Source organism: Mesorhizobium sp. WSM3860, assembly GCF_002294995.1.
Taxonomy (GTDB): Bacteria; Pseudomonadota; Alphaproteobacteria; order Rhizobiales; family Rhizobiaceae; genus Mesorhizobium.
The window spans coordinates 21,362-38,733 of the sequence record NZ_NSGF01000003.1 but is presented as its reverse complement, the minus strand read 5'-3'; the positions used below and the strand labels follow the sequence as shown (position 1 = coordinate 38,733).

Sequence of the window (17,372 nt, the reverse complement as noted above, 5' to 3'; positions counted from 1 at the left end):
TCAGGCGTGCCTTGCGCCATAGATCACGTTCGCTCGCTTCTCGAATGCTTCGGAAAACATGCGGAAGGCGCGATCGAACATTGTACCCATCAGCGCGCCGAGAATGCGGCTCTTGAACTCGTAGTCGATGAAGAAATGCACTTCGCTGCCGCCATCGGCCGGATCGAAGCGCCAGATGTTGCTGAGATATTTGAACGGGCCGTCGATGTATTTGACATCGATGGCGTTCTCGTCGGGCTTGAGCAGCACCTGGGTCGTAAAGGTCTCGCGGATCGCCTTGTAGCCGATGCTCATGTCGGCGACGAGGATGGTGCGGCCGTCGCGCTCCTTGCGCGAGCGCACCGTCAGCGCCTCGCAGAGCGGCAGGAATTGCGGATAGGCCTCGATATCCGCCACCAGCGCGAACATCTGTTCCGGCGTGTAGGCGACGCGGCGGGTGGCTTCGAATTTCGGCATGAAAGCGTCAGCTGGCTTTCTTGAGCTGCGCCTCGCGCGCCGCGCGCAGCCTGGCGAAATCCTCGCCGGCATGATGCGAGGAGCGCGTCAGCGGGCTCGAAGCCACCAGCAGAAAACCCTTCGTCTTGCCGATCGTCTCAAAGGACTTGAACTCGTCCGGCGTGATGAAGCGGATCACCGGATGATGCTTCTTCGAAGGCTGCAGGTATTGGCCGATGGTCATGAAGTCGACATTGGCCGAACGCAGGTCATCCATGAGCTGCAGCACTTCGTTCCGCTCCTCGCCGAGGCCGACCATGATGCCGGACTTGGTGAAGATCGACGGATCGAGTTCTTTCACGCGCTGCAGCAGCCGGATCGAGTGGAAGTAGCGGGCGCCCGGCCGTACCGTCAGGTAGTTCGACGGCACGGTTTCCAGATTGTGGTTGAAGACGTCGGGCTTGGCGGCAACGACGATCTCAAGCGCGCCGTCCTTGCGCAGGAAGTCGGGCGTCAGGATCTCGATCGTCGTTGAAGGCGCGACGGCGCGAATGGCGTGGATGACGTCGGCGAAATGCTGCGCGCCGCCGTCGTCGAGGTCGTCGCGGTCGACAGAGGTGATGACGACGTGGCTGAGGCCCATCTGCTTGACCGCATGGGCGACACGCGCCGGCTCATCCGCGTCGAGGGCGGTCGGGATACCGGTGGCGACATTGCAGAAGGCGCAGGCGCGCGTGCAGATCTCGCCCATGATCATGAAGGTGGCGTGCTTCTTGTCCCAGCATTCACCGATGTTCGGGCAGCCGGCCTCCTCGCACACCGTCACCAGCTTGTGCGATTTCACGATCTCGCGCGTCTCGGCATAACCCTTCGAAACCGGCGCCTTGACGCGGATCCAGTCCGGCTTGCGCAGCACTTCCTGGTCCGGCCTGTGCGCCTTTTCGGGATGCCGCGGGCGCGGCGCATTGGCGATCGTGTCGAGAACAGTGACCATTTCGAACCCTTCGCGGCCGCCCGCGTCGCGGCCGCCTGTCTGCGTCATCTAGGACTTTTCGGAGTAAAGAAAAAGGCCACGCCGACGCATGCCGCCATGGCCGTTTTCGCATAACGGACTTCGCTGGGGCTCAGCGCCGTACCAGCCGGCCGACAAAGATCAGCAGGCAGGCGCCGATGAAACCGGTGATCAGATAGGCGAACCAGCCGGCGCCGAAGGACTGGATGTTGAGAGCTTGTAAGATCGCATTGAGAACGATCGCGCCGACGATACCCAAAATGATGTTCATGAAGATTCCGGTGTTGCTCTTCATGACCATTTCGGCGAGCCATCCGGCCAAGCCTCCGATGATGATGGCTGCTATCCAGCCCACGCCATTCACGTCCATATGCCAATTCCTCCTTGATCAGGTGAAAATGCATCCGGATACGAACTGCTTTGCCCTCAGAATCCTCCGGCTGCCGCGTCTGAGTCTCGCGCAACCAGTCTATCATGCGTTCAAAGCGCGGCCATAGGCGTCGAGCACGCTTTCCTTCATCATCTCCGACAGGGTCGGATGCGGGAAGATCGTGTGCATCAGCTCTTCCTCTGTGGTCTCCAGGTTCATCGCCACGACGAAACCCTGGATGAGCTCGGTCACCTCGGCGCCGATCATATGCGCGCCCAGCAGCTGCCCGGTCTTCTTGTCGAAGATGGTCTTGATGAAGCCCTGGTCCTCGCCGAGCGCGATGGCTTTGCCGTTGGCGCCGAACTGGAAGCGGCCGACGCGGATGTCCTTGCCCTCGGCCTTGGCCTTGGCTTCGGTCAGGCCGACCGAGGCGACCTGCGGACTGCAATAGGTGCAGCCCGGGATCTTTAGCTTGTCGATGGCATGCACGCCCGGGATATTGGCGATCTTCTCGACGCAGATCACGCCCTCGTGCTCGGCCTTGTGGGCGAGCATTGGCGGCCCGGCCACATCGCCGATGGCGTAGATGCCGGGCACATTCGTCCTGCCGTAGCCGTCGACCACGACGCAGCCGCGATCCGTCTTCACGCCAAGCGCCTCGAGGCCGAGGCCCTCGATATTGCCCTGCACGCCGATGGCCGAGATCATGCGGTCGGCGGTGATCTTTTCGACCTTGCCGTCCTTCATCTCGACATGCGCGGTGACCGAGTTGGAAGATTTCTCGACCTTGGTCACCTTGGCCTCGAGCAAGATCTTCATGCCCTGCTTCTCGAACTGTTTTTGCGCGAATTTCGAGACCTCGGCATCCTCGACCGGCATCACCGCCGGTAGCAATTCGACCACGGTCACGTCGGCGCCCATGGTGCGGTAGAAGGAAGCGAATTCGATGCCGATGGCGCCCGAGCCCATCACCAGCAGCGACTTCGGCATTTCCTTCGGCACCATCGCCTCGAAATAGGTCCAGATCAGCTTGCCGTCCGGCTCGATGCCGGGCAGCGCGCGCGGCCTGGCGCCGGTGGCGAGGATGATGTGCTTGGCCGTGTAGGCACCCTCGCCCTTGACGCCTTTCGGCACCGGCGGCTGCGGCTCCATCGGCTTCTTGGCGGTCTTGGAGACGACGACCTCACCAGGCTTTGAGAGTTTCGCCTCACCCCAAATGACGTCGACCTTGTTCTTCTTCATCAGGAAGGCGACGCCGCCATTCAGCCTGAGCGAAACCTTGCGCGAGCGGTCGACGACGGCGGCCGTGTCGGGGCTGACCTTGCCGCCCTCGAGCTTCAGGCCGTAGTCCTTGAGGTGGTCGGAATAGTGCATGATCTCGGCCGAACGCAGCAGCGCCTTGGTCGGGATGCAGCCCCAATTGAGGCAGATGCCGCCAAGATGCTCGCGCTCGACGATCGCCGTCTTGAAGCCGAGCTGGGCGGAGCGCACCGCGGTGACATAGCCGCCGGGGCCAGAGCCGATAATGATAACGTCGTAGTTCTCAGCCACGGGGTTTCTCCCTGAACTTTCTCGGGGTTAGAGTGAGAGCATCACACGCACGAGCGGGGCCAGCGCGCGGCCGATCCGGCGCGTGTTTTCGGCATCGAGATGGACACCGTCGAGCGGCGTGGTCGTTGCCACGGTGCCGGCGTCGAAGAAACCGCAGCCCGCCTCGTCGGCAAGTGTGGAATATTGCGGCGCCAGCCGCTTCGAGGCGTCATCGCCGCCGGCGAACATTTCCTTGAACTCGGCATTCTCGGTGCGCGTGACCGCGGGCGGCGCGACAATGAGGATCTGCGGAGCCGGCCAGTCGAACGGATAGTCGTGGCCGCGCACGATATCGATCAGGCGCTGCATGCCCTGCTTGGCGGCAACGGGATTGCCGTGGATCCACGGCTTCATATCGTTGGCGCCCAGCATGATGATGATCAGGTCGAGCGGCGCGTGCGTCGTGAGGATCGTCGGCAGCGTCCTCGCGCCATTCCGATCCGCGCCGGCCAGGTAATCATCGAAGGCGGTGGTGCGGCCGTTCAGCCCCTCTGCGATGACCTCGATGCCGTCGCCCAGCGCCGCCTTGAGCACGCTCGGCCAGCGGTCCTCCAGCGCATGGCGCCCGAGGTTGGCGGCGTCGTAGCCCCAAGTCAGCGAGTCGCCATAGCTGAGAATTGACTTCATGCGGTTGTCCCCCTGCCGAACGCCGCCGACGAGCGCTTGAGCCGCCAGCGCACGAACAGCCATTGCACGATGATCGCCGCTGCGCCCGGCGGGATCAGCCCGGCAACGATCGAAAGGTTACCTGCGGTCGCCCGGTTCTCGGCCGGCACCGAAAACGTCCAGCCGGCGAGCGCAATCACAATGATCGCGGGGGTCGCAAGCAGCCACCGCAGCATCCGGTCGACCGCCCGCACCGGCTCGGCTCGGAACTGAACAAGGAAGAAAGCGACCGTGACCACAATGACGATCATCACCGTGGCCGCGAAAACCAGAATGTATTCCTCTGTCGCGCCAGTGATGACCGCCAGCTCTTGAACGACAAGTACGCCAGCCAGACCTGAAAGAATGAAGGCGAAAAGGCTGGTGAAGAATTTCCGCACCGCCTTTTCCTTTCCTTACACCAGCATGCCCATCGGATTCTCGATCATGCGCTTGAAGGCCCCGAGCAGTTCCGCACCGAGCGCGCCGTCGACGGCGCGGTGATCGGTCGACAGCGTCACCGACATCATGGTGGCGATCTTGATCTCGCCTTTCTTCACGATGGCGCGCTCTTCACCCGCGCCGACCGCAAGGATCGTCGCGTGCGGCGGGTTGATGACGGCGGCAAAATCCTTGACGCCGAACATGCCGAGATTGGACACGGCCGTGGTGCCGCCCTGGTACTCCTCGGGTTTCAGCTTGCGGCTGCGGGCGCGGCTTGCCAGATCCTTCATCTCGTTGGAGATGACGGACAGCGTCTTTTCGTCGGCGTGGCGGATGATCGGCGTGATCAGGCCGCCGGGGATCGACACGGCGACGCCGACATCGGCATGCTTGTGCTTGACCATGGCGTTGTCGGTCCAGGAAGCATTCGCGTCCGGCACCGCCATCAGCGCCATGGCCATCGCCTTGATCACCATGTCGTTGACCGAGAGCTTGTAGGCCGGGACCTCGCCCTTGTCGGTTTTCCGCATCGGGGCCGCGGCGTTGAGCTGCGTGCGCAGCGCCAGCAGCGCGTCGAGCTCGCAGTCGAGCGTCAGATAGAAATGCGGGATGGTGCTCTTGGCCTCGACCAGGCGGCGCGCGATGGTCTTGCGCATATTGTCGTGCGGGACGAGCTCGTAGGAGCCTTCGGCGAAGAGTTTCAACACCTGGTCGTCCGACATCGGCTTGGGCGCGGGGGCCGGAGCAGCCGGCGGCCCACCCGCCGGCGCCTTGGCGGCAGGCGCCTTGGCGCCGCCGGAAGCGATCGCCGCCTCGACATCGGCCTTCACCACGCGGCCATGCGGCCCGGAACCGCTAAGCGCCGCCACGTCGACGCCGGCATCCTTGGCGATGCGGCGCGCGAGCGGTGAGGCAAACACGCGCTCGCCGCCGGCGTGGCCGTTGGCGACCGGTGCAGGCTCGGCCTTCGCCGGCGCGGGTGCCGCAGCGGCTGCGGCCGGCTTCGGCGCTTCCATGGGCGCCTCGGCCTTCGCAGAGTCCGCTTTCGGAGCTTCCGCCTTGGGCGCACCGCCATCGCTCTTTGCGGCAGCACCGGCATCCTCGCCTTCTCCTGCCAGGATGGCGATCACCGCATTGACCTTGACGCCTTCGGTGCCTGCCGGAACGACGAGCTTGGCGACTGTGCCCTCATCGACGGCTTCGACTTCCATCGTCGCCTTGTCGGTCTCGATCTCGGCGATCACGTCGCCGGGCGAAACCTTATCGCCTTCCTTGACCAGCCACTTGGCGAGATTGCCCTCCTCCATGGTGGGCGAGAGAGCCGGCATGGTGATGTTGATTGGCATATTGTCCTCCCGACCGGCTCAGCGATAGGTGACGGCTTTGACCGCCTCGACGACTTCGCCGACATTGGGCAGCGCCAGCTTCTCGAGGTTGGCCGCATAGGGCATCGGCACGTCCTTGCCGGCGATGGTGATCACCGGCGCATCGAGGAAGTCGAAGGCGCGCTGCGAGACCTGGCTGGCGATGTGGTCGCCGACCGAGCTCTGCGGGAAGCCCTCTTCTACCACCACTAGGCGGTTGGTCTTCTTGACCGAAGCGATGATCGTATCGAAGTCGAGCGGACGGACGGTTCTCAAATCGATGATCTCGGCGTCGATGCCCATGCCGCGCAGTTCGGCTTCCGCCTTGACCGCATAGGTCATGCCGATGCCGAAGGAGACGATGGTGACATCCCTGCCCTGCTTGTGGATGCGCGCCTTGCCGATCGGCAGCACGAAATCGTCGAGCTTCGGCACGTCGAAGGATTGGCCGTAGAGGATCTCGTTCTCCAGGAAGATGACCGGGTTCGGGTCGCGGATCGCGGCCTTGAGCAGGCCCTTGGCGTCGGCGGCCGTGTAAGGCATCACTACTTTCAGGCCGGGGACGTGGCTGTACCAGGCGGCATAGCACTGCGAGTGCTGGGCGGCGACGCGGGCGGCCGCCCCGTTCGGACCGCGGAAGACGATCGGCGCGCCCATCTGGCCGCCGGACATATAGAGCGTCTTGGCGGCCGAGTTGATGATCTGGTCGATCGCCTGCATGGCGAAGTTGAAAGTCATGAACTCGACGATCGGCTTCAAGCCTGCCATGGCTGCGCCGACGCCGACGCCGGCAAAGCCGTGTTCGGTGATCGGCGTGTCGACGACGCGCCGCGGACCGAATTCCTGCAGCAGGCCCTGCGTGATCTTGTAGGCGCCCTGGTACTCGGCGACTTCCTCGCCCATGACGAAGACATCGCCGTCGCGGCGCATTTCCTCCGCCATGGCGTCGCGAAGCGCCTCGCGCACCGTGGTCGAGACCATCTCGGTGCCGGCGGGGATGTCCGGATCGGCGGCCGGTTTCGCCACCGGAGCGGCGGGAACTGCCTTCGGAGCCTCGCCGGCATCCTGCGGAGATGCCTTCGAGCCTTCCTCGGCCGCATCGGTACGCTGGCCGCCCGAGGAAACCGCGTCTTGAGTGGAAGCGGGCGCGGCCTTGCCGACATCAGCAGCGCTCTCGCCATCCTGCAACAGCACGGCGATCGGCGTGTTGACCTTGACGCCCTCGGTTCCGGCGGCGATCAGAATCTTGCCGAGCGTGCCTTCGTCGACAGCTTCGACTTCCATCGTCGCCTTGTCGGTCTCGATCTCGGCGATGACGTCGCCGGCGACGACCTTGTCGCCTTCGTTCTTCAACCACTTGGAAAGATTGCCCTCTTCCATCGTCGGCGAGAGAGCGGGCATGAGAATTTCGATCGGCATGTCCTTGCCCTCCTTAGAGTACGATGTCGGTCCAGAGCTCGGACGGATCCGGCTCGGCGTCGTGCTGGGCAAATTCGGCGGCGTCGGCGACGATGTCGCGGACCTCCTTGTCGATGGCCTTGAGATCGTCCTCGCTCGCCCACTTCTTATCCGTCAGGCGCGCCTTGACCTGTTCGATCGGGTCGTGCTCGGAGCGCATCTTCTGCACTTCCTCCTTGGAGCGATATTTCGCCGGGTCGGACATCGAGTGGCCGCGATAGCGATAAGTCTGCATCTCGAGGATCAGCGGGCCGTTGCCGGCGCGGCACCATTCGGCGGCGACATCGCCGGCTGCCTTGACCGCGCGAACGTCCATGCCGTCGACCTGGATGCCGGGAATCTTGAAGGAAGCGCCGCGGTTGGAGAAGTCGGTCTCGGCGGATGAGCGCGACACCGACGTGCCCATGGCATAGCGGTTGTTTTCGATGATGTAGATCACCGGCAGCTTCCACAGCGAGGCCATGTTGAAGCTTTCATAGACCTGGCCCTGGTTGGCTGCGCCGTCGCCGAAATAGGTCAGCGCGACATTCTTGTTGTCGCGATAGCGGTTGGCGAAGGCCAGGCCTGTGCCCAGCGACACCTGCGCGCCGACGATGCCGTGACCGCCGTAGAAATGCTTCTCCTTGGAGAACATGTGCATGGAGCCGCCCTTGCCCTTCGACAGGCCGCCACGACGCCCGGTGAGTTCGGCCATGACGCCGCGCGGCGAAAGATCCATCGCCAGCATGTGGCCATGGTCGCGATAGGCGGTGATCATCTGGTCGCCCTCAATCAGCGCCATCTTCATGCCGGTAACGACGGCCTCCTGGCCGATATAGAGGTGGCAGAAGCCGCCGATAAAGCCCATGCCGTAGAGCTGGCCCGCCTTCTCCTCGAAGCGGCGAATGAGCAGCATGTGCCGGTAGGCGGAGAGCTCTTCTTCTTTGGTGAAGTCGGCTGGCTTGGGGGTGGAAAGGGCCGACGATTTGCCGTCGGATCTGGATTTGGACTTGGCAGGCGCTTTTCTGGCGGCGGTGGCCATGCATCACTCCCTGTTGGCGTCTCTTCGCGGACATTCAGGGAGAGCGACCGTCTCCCCACCGATTTGAGCGAGGCTAACACGCAAGAATGCAATGCGCCATGCTGAAAAATGCATGGCTGACATGCATCCTAAGCGATTAGAATCATTGCGAATAAGTGTGATTAACCTAAGTTCGGTTATTTTGCCGAAGCGGGCAGCATGATGGTGATTTCGTCCGGCTGGGACAAATTGAGCGCCTTTCGGGCCTGCTCGTCAAGCATGTCCTTTTCCAGCGTGCCTTCATGCATGAGCTGGACACGACGTTCGAAGTCGATCCGGCGCGCCTTGACGGCGTCGAGCTGAGCCTGGAGTTCGGCCGCCTGGGCCTGAAGCCGATATTTGGAGTAGATGCCGAACTCGCCGTGATAGGCATGGAAGCCGAAATAGGCGAGGAACAGCACGCAGAGCGACGGAACGATCAGCTTGCCGGTGTTTCTCTGCTTGTGCTGACGTGTCCACATGACCCGAACCCTTTCGGCCGCGAGCGCAAGCGGCTGTCCGAGTCTTTTTCGCCCGATTGTGCTTAATGGACGGTTACGGTTGGCCGGAATGAGACCTGCCGAAGCAAAAAGAGGCGGGAAAAACCCGCCTCTCAACAACCAATATTAGCTTGTCCGGGTCAGCCCTTGACCACCGACTTGCCGGCGTAGCACGCCTGCTGGCCGAGCTCTTCCTCGATGCGGATGAGCTGGTTGTACTTGGCCATTCGGTCTGAGCGCGACAGCGAGCCGGTCTTGATCTGGCCGCAGTTGGTGGCGACCGCGAGGTCGGCAATGGTCGAATCCTCGGTCTCGCCCGAGCGGTGCGACATGACGGCGGTGTAGCCGGCCTTGTGCGCGGTCTCCACCGCGTCGAGCGTTTCGGTGAGCGAGCCGATCTGATTGACCTTGACCAGGATCGAGTTGGCGACGCCCATCCGGATGCCGTCGCGCAGCCGCGCCGTGTTGGTGACGAACAGATCGTCGCCGACTAATTGGGTCTTCTTGCCGATCAGATCGGTCAGGTATTTCCAGCCCTCCCAATCGTCCTCGGCAAGGCCGTCCTCGATGGTGATGATCGGATAATCGGAAGCGAGCTTGGCGAGATATTTCGCCTGCGCCTTTGGATCGCGGGTCTTCTTCTCGCCCTCATAGACGTAGTTACCGTCCTTGAAGAACTCGGTCGCCGCGCAGTCGAGGCCGAGCGCCACGTCCTCGCCCGGCTTGAAGCCGGCCTTCTCGATCGATTCCATGATGAAATCTAGGGCCGACGGCGCGCTCTTCAGGTTGGGGGCGAAACCGCCCTCGTCGCCGACATTGGTGTTGTGGCCGGCATCCTTCAGCTTCTTCCTCAGCGTATGGAAGATTTCGGAGCCCCAGCGCACGCCGTCGCGCAGCGTCGGCGCGCCGACCGGCAGGATCATGAATTCCTGAAAGTCGATCGGGTTGTCGGCATGGGCGCCGCCATTGATGATGTTCATCATCGGCACCGGCAGGATGTGCGCCTTGGCGCCGCCGACATAGCGGTAGAGCGGCAGGCCGGCCGCCTCGGCGGCGGCCTTGGCCACCGCCAGCGACACGCCGAGGATGGCGTTGGCGCCGAGCCGGCTCTTGTTCGGAGTGCCGTCGAGCTCGATCATCGTCTGGTCGATATGGATCTGGTTCTCGGCTTCCATGCCGCCGATCGCCTCGAACAGCTCGCCGTTCACGGCCTCGACGGCGCCCTGGACTCCCTTGCCGAGATAGCGCGGCCCGCCGTCGCGCAACTCGACCGCCTCATGCGCGCCGGTCGAGGCGCCCGACGGCACCGCGGCGCGGCCCATTGAGCCGTCTTCCAGCACCACGTCGACCTCGACGGTCGGATTTCCACGGCTGTCCAGGATTTCACGCCCGACAATGTCGATGATGGCGGTCATTGCGATGTCCCCGATTGATCGATTGAAGCGTCGCGCCCCTCTTAGCCAAAGCCCGGCAAAAGGCAATCGGGCGGTCCCCAATTATTGCCGGCGGCAAGAGTCACGAAGCGCAAATCTTTGTCATCATTAGTCATGCACGTGACTCGCCCTTCTGATTTATGGTCGTGTTTGCGCGGGGCGAAACACGAGGAGTTTCGCCATGTCCCAGTTGAGCGGTATCGTGAGTTTGTTCCTGATCGCGGCGGCGTTCCTGACGTCCTGTGACACCCAGAAGCCTCAGCAGAGCTCCACGGAGCTATCCACCCTTCGGGCCGCTGAATAGGTTCCTCAACGCTCGAAGGCCCCCGGATATCCGGGGGCCTTCTCGATTCTGGCAGCCGCTCAGGCCGATCAATGCCAGTAGGGCTTCACGTGGTAGTATTCGAAGGATGCGTCGCGGGCCGCTTCACCATCGGCGCCGGTCAATTCTTCGATCGAGTAGGCCGGTGCTGCCTTGAGCTGCTCCTTCGTGAAAGGCACGACGTAGCCGCCCATGTTTTCATCATAATCGAGGCTTGCCCACGGAATGGCGTGATACTTCTCGCCCATGCCGAGGAAACCGCCGAAGCCGATGACCGCGAACATGATGCCGTTCGACATCTTGTCGAGCATAACGTCCTCGATGCTGCCGATGCTGTCGCCTGCGGTGTTGTAGACCGAGGTGCCGATGACGCGCGAGGCGGCGATGGCTTCGGTGTGGCCAGACGGAGTAGTCATTGTTGTGCTCCTCTCATTTGATTGTCCGTTTTGGACAATGAGGGGAGCGGGCGAAGGTTCCAGATTTCGGCTGCCGTGCTACGGCCCCTTGGCTATCCGATCGAACGCCATCAGCCTTTCCAGCAATGCGGGAAGATTCTTCAAAGGCACCATGTTGGGGCCGTCGGAGGGGGCGTTGTCCGGATCCTGGTGGGTTTCGATGAACACGCCGGCAACGCCGATCGCCGCGGCCGCGCGCGCGAGCGTTTCAACGAAGCGTCGTTCGCCGCCGGTCGAGCCGCCCTGCCCGCCTGGCTGCTGCACGGAATGGGTGGCGTCGAAGATAACCGGCGCGCCGATCTCGGCCATAATCGGCAGCGCTCGCATGTCCGACACAAGTGTGTTGTAGCCGAAGGAGGCGCCACGCTCGGTGACCAGCACGTTGGCATTGCCGGATCCCGTGACCTTGGCGACGACATTCTTCATGTCCCATGGCGCCAGGAACTGCCCTTTCTTGACGTTCACGACCTTGCCGGTACGCGCCGCCGCAATCAGCAGATCCGTCTGCCGGCTGAGAAAGGCCGGTATCTGCAGCACATCGACATGTGGCGCGACCAATACGCATTGCTCCTCGGTGTGGACGTCGGTCAACACCGGCAGTCCGAACTCCTTGCGCAGGTCGTCGAAGATCGGCATCGCCGCCTCGAGCCCAGCGCCGCGCGCGCCGCCAAGCGAGGTGCGGTTGGCCTTGTCGTAGCTCGTCTTGTACACGAGCCCGATGCCGAGCCTTGTGGTCAGTTCCTTCAGCGCGCCGGCCATGTCGAAGGCGTGCTGGCGCGATTCAAGTTGGCAGGGTCCGGCGATCAGCGACAAGGGCGCATTGTTGGCGAAGAAGACCTTGCCGACGGTAACTGATGCATTGGGCGCCAGGGGCTCGCTCATGGGATCTCCCGAAAGATGAAGGCCGCGCCCTGACCGGGTGCCGGCGGCACGACGACATCGTCGCCGCTCATGTTGTGCGCTATGGCGTTGGCCGCAAGTAGCTGGGCGGCTGCGGCAATGCTGCGAACCGCAAAGATGACGGCCGCAAAACGCAGGTCCGAAGGCTGCCCTGCCGAAACACCAAAGCGCGCGGCGAACGCGCCGGGCGTCAGAACGATCAGGGCCGCGTTGGGCAAAACAATCCTGTCGCCGTCGCTCGCGTGCTGGCCTGCAGCAGTCGATACCAGTCCAGTCTGGCTCGAAGGCTGGTCGCTCACCGCCACGATCTCGACGATGCCGGTCACTCCATTGGCATGTGCCTGCAGGGCGGTGCGGTCGATCTGCGGCGCGTTGATGCGCTGGCAGGCGAACAGGAATGTGTCCGTTGCTTTTCGATCGGCCACGAACGCCAGTTTGAACGATGCCGTGGAGCTTTTGCCCGTGGTGTCGGTGAAGGCGCGCGAAAAGTTCAACATATTGCCTGCCGACAGCCCCGCTTCGACATAGCACGCGTGGTCGGCATCTGCATCGGCGGTCCCGAAGACGACCGCGGAGAAGCCCTCGTCGCCAAGCCTGCTGCGGTAAAGGCGGTCGCGCGCGACGAAGACATTGCCTTCGCCTATCGCCCGATCGGCCGTTTTGTCATCGCCGACGGCCAGCGGTTCCAGATAGGTGCCGTCGGCGAAAAAGACACAAGCGTTCTCGGTCCCGAAAGGATGGATGCCGGTCGGCGCGACCACGAAGCCGAGCGACGAGAGGCGCTGCCTTGCAATGTCGAGGCTCCGCGTGGGCAGAACGAGATGGTCGAGCGGATGGGGCGAAGTTTTCGTCATGCCGGCGCGGTGTGCCCCATTCCGGAAACCGGTTCAAGGCCTGGCGTTCAACGCGAGCGGACGGCGTGGCTCAGGCGGCGGCCACGACGTCGGCCGAATAGCGAAGCTCGCGCAATGGTTTAACCCTGCCGGTCGTCTCCGCATAGATCGGATGCGCCTTGTAGGCGGCGAGCGCTGCCTCGTCCTCGAACTCGGCATAGACGACCACGTCGATCGCGTTGGAGAACAGATCGACCTTGGTATTGAGCGTCACCTCGAAGTGTTTCGAATGTGGAATCTTGCTCAGTTCCTGCAGACCTGACCGCACGGCCTCGACATCCTCCTTGCGCCGGACGCTGAAGAAAACGATGTGCCGGATCAACCCAGCCTCCTTGATCGACGGATGAGCGCGTTTTGTGGGAGCAAGGCGCCTGCGTCAACCGGCAACGATGTCGCGGCCGCCGTTCGAGCGTCAGCGGCGGGGCTTCAGGCTGCGCCAGTGACGTAACGCACGATGCGCGAGATTTCCCTGACGGTCGCGTCGAGATATTGGCCCTGGTTGTAGAGGCCGTCCCAGATCAGGAAGAACGTGATGGCGACGATAACGATCACATAACGCATGGCCAAAGCTAGCGTATGTCCTCAAACGGAACCAGAGCGCCTTCACGGCAATCGTTCCAATTCACCGCTTTGTAATCGAGGCCCCTCCGGCGTCATGGCACCTTGCGCGGGCGACCTGGAGAGCTGCCGCGCGCACAAACATCTCATGCGAACGTGATGCAACCGCGAGCGGGCATCCGGCATTTTTCCGGCCGTCCGGCGCCGTCACTGAATCCTCGGGCGAGCGCCGAGCGTGCTTGGCAACAGGAGGCTTCCTTGAACCGCACCGTAACCGCCGCCGTGCTGCTGCTTGTCTCGGCAAGCGCCGCTGACGCAAAGGTATCCTTGCCCACAGTCACCAATGACCCGCTGGGCGCGTTGATTGCCCCGACGCTGACACCCGGGGCTAGCGACCTAGTCAACAACACGCCGACATCGACCATCCAGGAGATTCGGCATCCGAGAGGAATGGCGCCGCTGACCGTGCCCAGCGATCCGCTCGGCACGTCGATCCAGCCGGCCTTCCCCGGGCCGCTCACGACGCCCGCGACAACCACTTCGCCTTAGCCAAATCAGGCCGGCCTGGCAGCGCAAGATCAAAGCGTAATGCGATATTTGGCAAACCCCGCCTCAGCCTCGCCCGCCGGCTCGATCTTCAGCGATTTCACCTGACCGATGAAATCTTTTGCCCTAGGCCCGGTCTCGAAGACGACGCTGGCGCCCGCCATCGGCGCGAACGACCAGTTGTCGTCCGCCGACGGATTGATCGTGCCCTCGCTGACGACGTAGCGCACGATCACGTCGCGGTTGGTGTCGGGCGCCTCGTAGATGATCTTCGAAGCATCGATATCGGGGAAATTGCCGCCGCCGCCGGCGCGATAGTTGTTGGTGGCGACCACGAATTTCGCTGCTGGATCAATCGGCTGGCCATCGAATTGCAGATCGACGATGCGGCTGGAGCCGGCGTTGGCGAGGCCGCCCTTCGTATCGTATTTCGGCGGCTGCGACAGGTCGATCTTGTAGTTGACGCCGTCGATGACGTCGAAATTGTAGGAGGGGAAATTGGTGTTGATCAGCGGCTGATCCGCCTTCCCGGGCTCGATCCTGTTGAAGATGCCGGCCGACATCTCCAGCCATTCCTTGACTTGCGAGCCGGTGATTTCGACCGCCCGCACGGTGTTCGGATAAAGATAGAGATCGGCGACGTTCTTGATGGCGATATCGCCGACCGGAACGTCCGTATAGTAGTCGGCGCCGTTGCGGCCGCCTGCTTTGAACGGTGCCGCCGCAGACAGGAGCGGCACATCCTTCCACTCTGTGCTCTTCAAAATGTCTTTGAGATACCAGCTCTGCGCCTGATTGACGATCTGCACCGACGGATCGTCGGCGACCAAAGCGAAATAGGAATAGAGCGGCGCCGATGTCTTGCCGACGGGGCGGCGGACATAGACGAGCGTCGCCTCGTGATCCTGCTCGAGCGCCGCGATGATGCGCTTGTCGTCGCCGACAGTTGTCTTGTTCTTGTTGTCGACGCGCTCATAGATCGGCCGCGCCTCGGAGGTGGCCGAGACGACCCGCCATTTCGAGCCGTCGCGCTCCAGAAGCAGGTCTATCAGGCCCATATGCGAGCCCCAGAAGCCGCCCATCACCGCCGGCTTGCCCTGCAGCGTGCCTTTTTCGGTGTCGACGCCCTCCAGCGCCTGGAAATCCTTCTTACCGGGGAAGACGAGATGCTGGTGCCCGGTGAAGACCGCATCGATGCCTTCGACGCCGGCGACGAAGAAGGAGGCGTTCTCCATCTTCTCGCTCTGCTTGATATCGATGCCGGAATGCGAGAGCGCAATGACGATATCGGCGCCCTCCTCCCGGATTTGCGGCACCCAGGCCTTGGCCGCCTGAACGATGTCGCGAGTCTGGACGTTGCCTTCCAGGTTTTTCAGGTCCCAGACCATGATCTGCGGCGGCACGAAACCGATGATCCCGATCTTGATCGGCTGCTCGGCGCCGGAACCGTCCTTGATCTTCTTGTCGAGGATGACATAGGGCTTGAGGTAGAGCTTGTCGTCGCGCGGGTTCGTGGCGAGCGTCGTGCCCCGGATCAGGTTTGCACACACGAAGGGAAAATTGGCGCCCGCCAATACCTTGTCCATGAAGGACAGGCCGTAATTGAATTCGTGGTTGCCGAGCGTTGAGCATTCATAGCCGAGCAGGTTCATGCCCTTCATGATCGGATGCAAGTCGCCGTCCTTCATGCCCTTCTCATAGGCGATGTAGTCGCCCATCGGATTGCCCTGTAAGAGGTCGCCATTGTCGATCAGCATCGCATTGGTGGCTTGCTTGCGCACCGCGTCGATCAGAGAGGCCGTGCGCGACAGGCCCATCGTGTCGTTCGCTTTGTCGGCATAATAATCATAGGGCAGCAGGTTCACATGGATGTCGGTCGTCTCCATGATCCTCAGATGCGCCTGATTGGCTGCGGCCCGGGCGGAGAACGGATGCAGCATGATCAGTGCCCCGCTGGCGGCGGCTCCGGCCAGGAATTCGCGGCGGGAGACGGGCAAAAGTGACATTGTTTTCCTCCTCTTAGACACGCGACAAAGCCTGCCCCTGGTTCGGAACATGCCGCCGAAGGGATTTCGAGTCCATGTCTGTTGGATGCCTGTTGATCACGACAAGGTGACGCGTCGATGAAAGCATCAGCTCTTGTCGTCATCACCCTGAGTGATCAGCCGCGCACTGCGCTGTCCGGTAAAATATATCCATAGCCAGCTGAGCGACACTGCGAGCCGATTGCGGAAATCGATCAGGAAATAGATGTGCGCTATTCCCCACAGCCACCATGCGAGCCAGCCGGTGAGCTTGATCCAGCCGAAATCGATGGCGGCAGCGCGTTTGCCGATCGTCGCCAGGTCGCCGGCATGCTTGTAGCGGAAAGGGCGTGGCGTTCCGTGACCATCGAGCCTGGCTTTGATCGTCGCCGCAACATGCCTGCCCTCCTGCTTGGCGGACGGCGCCACGCCCGGTACCGGCTTGCCGTCCGGCCGCAGCAGATGCGCGGTATCGCCGATGACGAATATCTCAGGGCTGCCCGGCACAGTGAGATCGGGCTCGACCAGCACCCTCCCCGCCCGGTCGGCAGGCGCTCGCAGCCATTCCGCCGCAGGCGAAGCGGCAACGCCGGCTGCCCATAGAATCGTCTTTGCCGGCAGGTGCGTATCGCCAAAGACGACGCCCTCGGCATCCAGTTGCGTGACGGCACGGCCAAGCTCGACCGTCACGCCAAGCCGCTCCAGCGCTTTTTGCGCATAGGCCGAGAGCTCCGGTGCGAAATTGGCGAGCACCCGGTCACCGGCTTCGATCAGCACGACGCGCGCCTGCCACGTGTCGATGTTGCGGAATTCGCCGCGAAGCGTGTCACGGGCAAGCTCGACAATCGTGCCGGCAAGCTCCACGCCGGTCGGTCCGCCGCCAACAATGACCAGCGTCAGCAACGCCTGGCGCCTGGCGGGATCGGTCTCGCGCTCGGCCTGCTCGAAGGCGAGCAGGATGCGGCGCCGGATCGTCGTGGCATCTTCCAGCGTCTTCAGCCCGGGCGCGAAGGGCTCCCATTCGTCATGGCCGAAATAGGCGTGGCGCGCGCCGGTGGCGAGCACCAGCGTGTCGTAGCCGACTGCGCTTCCGTCATCGAGCAGCACGCGTTTGCCTGCGCGGTCAACACCGATGACCGTACCCAGTAGCGTCGTCACATCCTTGCGCTTGCGTAGGAGATGGCGGATCGGCCAGGCGATCTCGGAAGTCGCCAGCGCGGTGGTCGCCACCTGGTAGAGCAGCGGCTGGAACAGGTGATGATTGCGCTTGTCGATCATGGTGATGCGCACCGGTGCGTCGGCCAGCGCGCGGGTGAGTTCGAGACCGCCAAATCCGGCGCCGACGACCACGACATGATGCTTGGTTTCGTCCATTTTCATCACC

General features: G+C 62.8%; 19 protein-coding genes. 1 reads left to right on the top strand and 18 read right to left on the bottom strand.

The genetic code is table 11. The features are described from left to right. The 16 genes from CK220_RS06665 to CK220_RS31805 form a co-directional block, all read right to left on the bottom strand. The gene (locus CK220_RS06665; protein WP_095810791.1) at nt 1-456 is read right to left on the bottom strand and encodes a type II toxin-antitoxin system RatA family toxin; all 456 of its coding nucleotides are present in this window, start codon (nt 454-456) and stop codon (nt 1-3) included. A 7-nt stretch (nt 457-463) separates the two neighbouring features. Continuing rightward, nucleotides 464-1,429 carry a lipoyl synthase gene (lipA, locus tag CK220_RS06660; RefSeq protein WP_095811143.1) on the bottom strand — a complete coding sequence of 322 codons (966 nt, stop codon included), beginning with the start codon at nt 1,427-1,429 and terminating at the stop codon, nt 464-466. 130 nt (nt 1,430-1,559) lie between these two features. Beyond that, on the bottom strand, nt 1,560-1,817 hold the full coding sequence (locus CK220_RS06655; RefSeq protein ID WP_067321367.1) for a GlsB/YeaQ/YmgE family stress response membrane protein: 258 nt from the start codon (nt 1,815-1,817) through the stop codon (nt 1,560-1,562). A 102-nt stretch (nt 1,818-1,919) separates the two neighbouring features. Next, nucleotides 1,920-3,368 carry a dihydrolipoyl dehydrogenase gene (lpdA, locus tag CK220_RS06650; protein ID WP_095810790.1) on the bottom strand — a complete coding sequence of 483 codons (1,449 nt, stop codon included), beginning with the start codon at nt 3,366-3,368 and terminating at the stop codon, nt 1,920-1,922. Nucleotides 3,369-3,395: 27 nt separating this feature from the next. Beyond that, the gene (locus CK220_RS06645) at nt 3,396-4,034 is read right to left on the bottom strand and encodes an SGNH/GDSL hydrolase family protein (RefSeq protein WP_095810789.1); all 639 of its coding nucleotides are present in this window, start codon (nt 4,032-4,034) and stop codon (nt 3,396-3,398) included. Next, nucleotides 4,031-4,453: a hypothetical protein gene (locus CK220_RS06640; protein ID WP_095810788.1), complete on the bottom strand. Its 423-nt coding sequence runs from the start codon at nt 4,451-4,453 to the stop codon at nt 4,031-4,033. Before CK220_RS06640 ends, CK220_RS06645 begins: the two co-directional genes overlap by 4 nt. 15 nt (nt 4,454-4,468) lie before the next feature. Next, nucleotides 4,469-5,842 carry a pyruvate dehydrogenase complex dihydrolipoamide acetyltransferase gene (locus CK220_RS06635; RefSeq protein ID WP_095810787.1) on the bottom strand — a complete coding sequence of 458 codons (1,374 nt, stop codon included), beginning with the start codon at nt 5,840-5,842 and terminating at the stop codon, nt 4,469-4,471. An 18-nt stretch (nt 5,843-5,860) separates the two neighbouring features. After that, nucleotides 5,861-7,279: a pyruvate dehydrogenase complex E1 component subunit beta gene (locus tag CK220_RS06630; RefSeq protein ID WP_095810786.1), complete on the bottom strand. Its 1,419-nt coding sequence runs from the start codon at nt 7,277-7,279 to the stop codon at nt 5,861-5,863. A 13-nt stretch (nt 7,280-7,292) separates the two neighbouring features. After that, nucleotides 7,293-8,339 carry a pyruvate dehydrogenase (acetyl-transferring) E1 component subunit alpha gene (gene pdhA, locus CK220_RS06625; protein WP_095810785.1) on the bottom strand — a complete coding sequence of 349 codons (1,047 nt, stop codon included), beginning with the start codon at nt 8,337-8,339 and terminating at the stop codon, nt 7,293-7,295. A 176-nt stretch (nt 8,340-8,515) separates the two neighbouring features. Beyond that, a complete protein-coding gene (locus CK220_RS06620; RefSeq protein ID WP_095810784.1) occupies nt 8,516-8,839 on the bottom strand; it encodes a septum formation initiator family protein in 324 nt (107 codons plus the stop codon). Between the two features lie 158 nt (nt 8,840-8,997). Further along, on the bottom strand, nt 8,998-10,272 hold the full coding sequence (gene eno / locus CK220_RS06615) for a phosphopyruvate hydratase (protein WP_095810783.1): 1,275 nt from the start codon (nt 10,270-10,272) through the stop codon (nt 8,998-9,000). A 390-nt stretch (nt 10,273-10,662) separates the two neighbouring features. Next, nucleotides 10,663-11,028, bottom strand: a complete 366-nt coding sequence (locus CK220_RS06610) for a PRC-barrel domain-containing protein (RefSeq protein ID WP_066989666.1) — start codon at nt 11,026-11,028, stop codon at nt 10,663-10,665. 78 nt (nt 11,029-11,106) lie between these two features. Beyond that, entirely contained in the window at nt 11,107-11,949 is an 843-nt protein-coding gene (gene kdsA / locus CK220_RS06605) for a 3-deoxy-8-phosphooctulonate synthase (RefSeq protein ID WP_095810782.1), read from the bottom strand. Further along, nucleotides 11,946-12,821 carry a VOC family protein gene (locus CK220_RS06600; RefSeq protein WP_095810781.1) on the bottom strand — a complete coding sequence of 292 codons (876 nt, stop codon included), beginning with the start codon at nt 12,819-12,821 and terminating at the stop codon, nt 11,946-11,948. Before CK220_RS06600 ends, kdsA begins: the two co-directional genes overlap by 4 nt. A gap of 70 nt (nt 12,822-12,891) precedes the next feature. Continuing rightward, nucleotides 12,892-13,182 carry a Dabb family protein gene (locus CK220_RS06595; RefSeq protein ID WP_095810780.1) on the bottom strand — a complete coding sequence of 97 codons (291 nt, stop codon included), beginning with the start codon at nt 13,180-13,182 and terminating at the stop codon, nt 12,892-12,894. 104 nt (nt 13,183-13,286) lie between these two features. Then, nucleotides 13,287-13,427 (bottom strand): hypothetical protein, encoded by a 141-nt coding sequence (locus CK220_RS31805; protein WP_176479007.1) that lies wholly within the window; start codon nt 13,425-13,427, stop codon nt 13,287-13,289. Nucleotides 13,428-13,676: 249 nt separating this feature from the next. Here CK220_RS31805 and CK220_RS06590 point away from each other — a divergent pair, with 249 nt between their 5' ends. Next, nucleotides 13,677-13,967, top strand: a complete 291-nt coding sequence (locus tag CK220_RS06590) for a hypothetical protein (RefSeq protein WP_141245099.1) — start codon at nt 13,677-13,679, stop codon at nt 13,965-13,967. A gap of 29 nt (nt 13,968-13,996) precedes the next feature. Here the strand turns inward: CK220_RS06590 and CK220_RS06585 are convergent, their stop codons facing one another. Together CK220_RS06585 and CK220_RS06580 are read right to left on the bottom strand one after the other, a co-directional pair. Continuing rightward, entirely contained in the window at nt 13,997-15,970 is a 1,974-nt protein-coding gene (locus CK220_RS06585) for a bifunctional 2',3'-cyclic-nucleotide 2'-phosphodiesterase/3'-nucleotidase (protein ID WP_095810778.1), read from the bottom strand. Between the two features lie 126 nt (nt 15,971-16,096). After that, entirely contained in the window at nt 16,097-17,362 is a 1,266-nt protein-coding gene (locus tag CK220_RS06580; protein WP_095811142.1) for an NAD(P)/FAD-dependent oxidoreductase, read from the bottom strand. Between the last annotated feature and the right edge of the window lie 10 nt (nt 17,363-17,372).

Bases quoted from the DNA above. Each gene is read 5' to 3' on its own strand.
- CK220_RS06665 (WP_095810791.1), bottom strand. From the start codon at position 456: ATGCCGAAATTCGAAGCCACCCGCCGCGTCGCCTACACGCCGGAACAG.
- lipA (WP_095811143.1), bottom strand. From the start codon at position 1,429: ATGGTCACTGTTCTCGACACGATCGCCAATGCGCCGCGCCCGCGGCAT.
- CK220_RS06655 (WP_067321367.1), bottom strand. From the start codon at position 1,817: ATGGACGTGAATGGCGTGGGCTGGATAGCAGCCATCATCATCGGAGGC.
- CK220_RS06645 (WP_095810789.1), bottom strand. From the start codon at position 4,034: ATGAAGTCAATTCTCAGCTATGGCGACTCGCTGACTTGGGGCTACGAC.
- CK220_RS06635 (WP_095810787.1), bottom strand. From the start codon at position 5,842: ATGCCAATCAACATCACCATGCCGGCTCTCTCGCCCACCATGGAGGAG.
- CK220_RS06630 (WP_095810786.1), bottom strand. From the start codon at position 7,279: ATGCCGATCGAAATTCTCATGCCCGCTCTCTCGCCGACGATGGAAGAG.
- pdhA (WP_095810785.1), bottom strand. From the start codon at position 8,339: ATGGCCACCGCCGCCAGAAAAGCGCCTGCCAAGTCCAAATCCAGATCC.
- CK220_RS06620 (WP_095810784.1), bottom strand. From the start codon at position 8,839: ATGTGGACACGTCAGCACAAGCAGAGAAACACCGGCAAGCTGATCGTT.
- eno (WP_095810783.1), bottom strand. From the start codon at position 10,272: ATGACCGCCATCATCGACATTGTCGGGCGTGAAATCCTGGACAGCCGT.
- CK220_RS06610 (WP_066989666.1), bottom strand. From the start codon at position 11,028: ATGACTACTCCGTCTGGCCACACCGAAGCCATCGCCGCCTCGCGCGTC.
- kdsA (WP_095810782.1), bottom strand. From the start codon at position 11,949: ATGAGCGAGCCCCTGGCGCCCAATGCATCAGTTACCGTCGGCAAGGTC.
- CK220_RS06600 (WP_095810781.1), bottom strand. From the start codon at position 12,821: ATGACGAAAACTTCGCCCCATCCGCTCGACCATCTCGTTCTGCCCACG.
- CK220_RS06585 (WP_095810778.1), bottom strand. From the start codon at position 15,970: ATGTCACTTTTGCCCGTCTCCCGCCGCGAATTCCTGGCCGGAGCCGCC.
- CK220_RS06580 (WP_095811142.1), bottom strand. From the start codon at position 17,362: ATGGACGAAACCAAGCATCATGTCGTGGTCGTCGGCGCCGGATTTGGC.